Source organism: Clostridium thailandense, assembly GCF_019207025.1.
GTDB classification, from domain to species: Bacteria; Bacillota; Clostridia; order Clostridiales; family Clostridiaceae; genus Clostridium_AM; species Clostridium_AM thailandense.
Genome location: NZ_JAEEGC010000213.1, coordinates 1 through 1,364, shown reverse-complemented (window position 1 = coordinate 1,364; position 1,364 = coordinate 1). Strand labels below are relative to the sequence as shown.

The following is a 1,364-nucleotide window of genomic DNA, read 5'->3' as shown; positions in this document are numbered from 1 at the left end:
TCTGCTAGAGTTGGATGAGGATGAATAACTTCACCTAACTGCTCTGCAGTTATTCCAAGTTCGCATGCAGCTGTTAGTTCTCCTAACATATCTGTTGCACGTTCACCAATAATCGCAGCACCAATTATTACATCTTTTTCATCTGTAATAACTTTTACGAATCCTTGTATCTTGCCCATAGCTTGAGCTTTTCCAAGTCCTCTAAAATCAAATTTACCAACTTTATAGTTAATTCCTGCTTCTTTAGCAGCCTTTTCTTTCATACCTACTGAAGCTACTTCTGGTTCAGTAAATACACAACCTGGTACAGCTTTATAGCTCATTTCTTTATTTTTATTTAATAATGCATTTTCTACAGCTATAATACCTTCTCTAGAAGCTACATGAGCAAGATCAGGTCCTACTACTAAATCACCTATTGCATAAATACCTTCAACATTAGTTTCCATGCGTTTATTTACAGTGATTTTTCCTCTATTAGTTTCTATACCTAATTCTTCTACTCCAAGACCTTCTATATAAGGTCTTCTTCCAACAGCTATAAGCATCATTTCAGCTTCTAAAGACTTACCACTATTTAAATTTGTAACTACTTTATCTTCTCCAACCTCTACAGAAGCTATACCGTCACCAACAAAGAATTTCAACTTTTGTTGTTTGAAAGTTCTTTGTAATTGTTTTGCTACATCTTCATCTTCAAGTGGCAGCAACTGTGGTAACATTTCTACAATCTTAACTTCTGTTCCCATTCTGTGTAAAAACTGTCCTATTTCACAGCCAATTACACCGCCACCAACTATAATCATTGATTTTGGTTGTTCTTTTAAATTTAAAACTTCATCTGAAGTTATAACTCTTTTTCCGTCATATTTAAAGAATCCAGGTGCCGCAGGAACAGATCCTGTTGCAAGTATAATTTTATCTGCTTGTATAACTTCCTTTGTACCATCTTCCTTAGTAACTTCAACTTCTTTATTACTTACTAATTTTCCGAATCCATTTACTAATCTTACTTTTCTTGCTTCAAAAAGAGCTTCTATCCCCTTTACAAGCTGAGCAACCACTTTGTCTTTTCTTTGCATCATAGTATTGAAGTCTGCTGTAACATTACCTTCAACAGTAACACCATATTTATCAGCTTCTTTAACAATACCATATACATCTGAACAAGCAAGTAATGCTTTTGTTGGTATACATCCTACATTTAGGCATGTTCCTCCAACCTTGTGTTTTTCAACTACTGTAACTTCAGCTCCAAGCATAGCTGCTTTAAGTGCAGCTACATAGCCGCCTGGGCCTCCCCCAATAACAACTAATTTCATCTTGACCGCTCCTTAATTATATTTTATAATCCTGCTTCATCA

Annotated in this window: 1 protein-coding gene; it reads right to left on the bottom strand. The window is 35.2% G+C overall.

The features are described from left to right. On the bottom strand, window positions 1–1,322 hold a 1,322-nt coding region (lpdA, locus tag I6U48_RS28600; protein WP_218323918.1), incomplete at its 3' end, for a dihydrolipoyl dehydrogenase. Window positions 1,323–1,364 lie beyond the last annotated feature (42 nt).